We start from the raw sequence: 3,496 nt of genomic DNA, 5'->3' as shown, positions 1-3,496 counted from the left end.
CGAACGAAGTGACGCAATCCATGTCTCCGGACTGCATGGACTGCCGCGCTACGCTCGCAGTGACGGAGTTTCTGTTCAATGTTCGTGTGCGGTATCGGGCCGATACGGGAGGCTCGCGATGACGATGTCTCTGTTCAAGGTCCGTGTGCAGTGTCGGGCTGGATACGGCGGGCTCGCGATGACGCTGTTATTTCAGGTGAACCACCGTGGCATTTGACCAGCCCTCGCTCAAAGGTCGCGCCTTGCGCCTGCTCAGTGGGCGCGAGCATTCGCGCGCCGAGCTGGAGCGCAAGTTGCAGCGTTTTGAGGAGGAGCCTGGCACGCTGGCACTGGCGCTTGACGACCTGCAGGCCAAAGGCTTCATCAGCGAACAGCGGGTGGTTGAGTCGGTCGTGAACCGGCGCGCAGCCAAACTTGGCGCGGCGCGCATCAAGCAAGAGCTGCAAGCCAAGGGCCTGGACCCGCAAGCGGTCTCTGATGCCGTGGCCGAACTGCGCAGCACCGAGCTCGTCCGCGCCCGGGCGGTGTGGCAGAAGAAATTTGATCATCTTGCAGCAGATGCCGCCGAACGTGCCAAGCAGATGCGCTTTTTGGCCAGCCGTGGTTTTGGCGGCGACACCATCCATCGGGTGGTGTCGGGCAGTGATGACGATTAAGCCTTACAGCCCCAGCATCAACTGCAGATTCTGCACCGCCGCACCGCTGGCACCTTTGCCCAGGTTGTCCAGCCGGGCCACCAGCACCGCGTGCTGAAAGCCATCAGCGGCATCACGGTTGGCGAACACGCGCAGTTCGAGCTGGTTGGTGTCGGCCAGGGCTACAGCGTCGAGCTTGTTATCGGGCGTGGCCGGCAACACCTTGACCCATTCACTGTTGGCGTAATGCCGCGCCAGCGCGTTGTGCAGTTCGTCGGCGCTGGGCTGGCCCGGCAACAGGTCCAGGTGCAGTGGGATTTGCACCAGCATGCCTTGCCTGAAGTTGCCGACCGCGGGCACAAACAGGGGGCGGCGCGTCAGGCCGGTCAAGGCCATGATTTCCGGAATGTGCTTGTGCTTTAAACCCAGACCATACAACTCAAAGGCCGGGGCAGTGCCCTGCTCATAGGCTTCGATCATGGGGCGGCCCCCGCCCGAATACCCGCTGACCGAGGGCAGGCACAGCGCAAAGTCATGCGGAATCAGCCCGGCATCAAGCAAGGGCCGAAGCAGCGCGATGGCACCGGTGGCATAACAGCCCGGATTCGCTACCCGGCGTGCGCTTTGGATGGCTTCGCGCTGTCCGGCGGCCAATTCGGGAAAACCATAAACCCAGCCCGGTGCGATGCGGTGCGCGGTCGATGCGTCAATGATTTTGGGGCCGGGCAGGCCCGTGCTTTTTTCCAGCGCATCGACCATGGCGACCGACTCAAGCGCCGCCTCGTCGTGCAAACACAGCACCACCAGATCGGCCTGCGCCATCAGGTCGCGCTTGGCGTTGGCGTCTTTGCGCAGCTCGGGCGCGATGCTGATGAGCTCAATACCGGGCAGGGTTTGCAGGCGTTCGCGAATTTGCAAACCGGTGGTGCCGGCCTCGCCGTCGATGAAGATTTTTTGCATGATGGAAGTCAAATCCTGAAAAGTGGGTTGCTTGTAAGGCTGGCAACAGCTTGCGGCAATGCAGCATGATACAGTCTGCAGTTGCTTCGCACGGTGTCCCTGATGCTGCCCTGTTGGACACATCAGACGGCTATCCATCATTCATTCCTGAGAGAAACAGCTCATGAAAATTCACGAGTACCAAGGCAAGGAAATCTTGCGTCAATTCGGTGTGCCAGTGCCTCGCGGCATTGCAGCGTTCACCGTTCAAGAGGCGGTGGAAGCCGCACAAAAACTCGGCGGCCCGGTGTGGGTTGTCAAGGCGCAGATCCACGCCGGTGGCCGTGGCAAGGGCGGCGGCGTGAAGGTGGCCAAGACCATTGAAGATGTCAAGCGCATCGCTGGCGAAATTTTGGGCATGCAGCTCAAGACCCACCAGACCGGCCCTGAAGGCCAAAAGGTGCGGCGCCTCTACATCGAAGACGGTGCCGACATCCAGAAAGAATACTACGTGTCCGTGGTGACCGACCGCGCTTCGCAAAAAGTGGCTTTCATTGCCTCCAGCGAGGGTGGCATGGACATCGAGGAAGTGGCGCGCTCCACCCCCGAAAAAATCATCACCGAGTTCATCGATCCGCTCACCGGTCTGGGCGATGAACAAGCCAAGAAGATTGCCGACGCCATTGGCATGCCCGCTGGCTCCACCGCACAGGCCGTGGACATTTTCCAGAAGCTCTACAAGTGCTACATGGACACCGACGCGTCTTTGGTTGAAATCAACCCGCTGAACCGCGACGGCAAAGGCAATGTGATTGCGCTCGATGCCAAGTTCAATTTTGACGACAACGCGCTGTTCCGTCACCCCGAGATTGTGGCCTTGCGTGACCTCGACGAAGAAGACCCGGCCGAAGTGGAAGCCAGCAAGTTTGACCTGGCCTACATCAGCCTGGACGGCAACATTGGCTGCCTGGTCAACGGTGCCGGCCTGGCCATGGCGACCATGGACACCATCAAGCTGTTTGGTGCCGAGCCCGCCAACTTTCTCGATGTGGGCGGCGGCGCCACCCCCGAGAAGGTGACCGAAGCGTTCAAGATCATGCTGAAAAACGACAAGGTCAAGGCCATTCTGGTCAACATCTTTGGCGGCATCATGAAATGCGACACCATTGCCACCGGCATCATTGCCGCCTGCAAGGCCACCAACCTGAATGTGCCGCTGATCGTGCGCATGAAAGGCACCAACGAAGAACTGGGCAAGAAGCTGCTGAAAGACAGCGGCCTGCCCATCATTTCCGTGGACACCATGGCAGAAGCGGCCCAGGCGTCTGTCAAAGCGGTCGCCAAGTAATTTGCTGATTAGGAATAAACATGTCTATTTTCATCAATAAAGACACCAAGGTCATCACCCAGGGCATCACCGGCAAGACGGGTCAGTTTCACACGGAAAAGTGCCAGGAATACGCCAACGGCAAAAACTGCTTTGTTGCGGGCGTGAACCCCAAAAAAGCCGGTGAGTCGATCTTCAACATCCCGATCTACGCCTCGGTCAAGGAAGCCGCCGCCGAAACCGGTGCCACGGTCAGCGTCATTTACGTGCCGCCGTCCGGTGCTGCTGCCGCCATTTGGGAGGCCGTCGAGGCTGACCTGGACCTGGCGATTTGCATCACCGAAGGCATCCCGATCAAGGACATGATGGTCGTGCGCAACCGCATGAAAGCCAAAGTGGCCGCTGGCGGCAAGGAAACCCTGCTGCTCGGCCCCAACTGCCCTGGCCTGATCACACCCGACGAGATCAAGATCGGCATCATGCCCGGTCACATCCACCGCAAGGGCCGCATTGGCGTGGTCAGCCGCTCCGGCACGCTCACATACGAAGCGGTGGCGCAACTCACCGAAATCGGTCTGGGCCAGTCCAGTGCGGT

Annotated in this window: 3 protein-coding genes and 1 pseudogene; 3 read left to right on the top strand and 1 reads right to left on the bottom strand. The window is 60.0% G+C overall.

From position 1 onward, the window contains the following. Positions 1-206 precede the first annotated feature (206 nt). Entirely contained in the window at positions 207-656 is a 450-nt protein-coding gene (recX, locus tag IBX54_RS13615; RefSeq protein ID WP_296543197.1) for a recombination regulator RecX, read from the top strand. A 3-nt stretch (positions 657-659) separates the two neighbouring features. Here the strand turns inward: recX and argC are convergent, their stop codons facing one another. Further along, positions 660-1,595: an N-acetyl-gamma-glutamyl-phosphate reductase gene (argC, locus tag IBX54_RS13610; protein ID WP_296543196.1), complete on the bottom strand. Its 936-nt coding sequence runs from the start codon at positions 1,593-1,595 to the stop codon at positions 660-662. A gap of 163 nt (positions 1,596-1,758) precedes the next feature. On the opposite strand from argC, the gene sucC reads away from it, so the two are divergent. After that, positions 1,759-2,922 carry an ADP-forming succinate--CoA ligase subunit beta gene (sucC, locus tag IBX54_RS13605; protein WP_296543195.1) on the top strand — a complete coding sequence of 388 codons (1,164 nt, stop codon included), beginning with the start codon at positions 1,759-1,761 and terminating at the stop codon, positions 2,920-2,922. Between the two features lie 20 nt (positions 2,923-2,942). After that, positions 2,943-3,496 (top strand): annotated as a pseudogene (locus IBX54_RS13600) (succinate--CoA ligase subunit alpha); the annotation flags it as partial.

The sequence above is a fragment of the Rhodoferax sp. genome, from assembly GCF_014859475.1.
Lineage (GTDB): Bacteria > Pseudomonadota > Gammaproteobacteria > Burkholderiales > Burkholderiaceae_C > Rhodoferax.
Note: the sequence above shows the minus strand (reverse complement) of the source record. Positions and strands in the feature narration are given on the sequence as shown.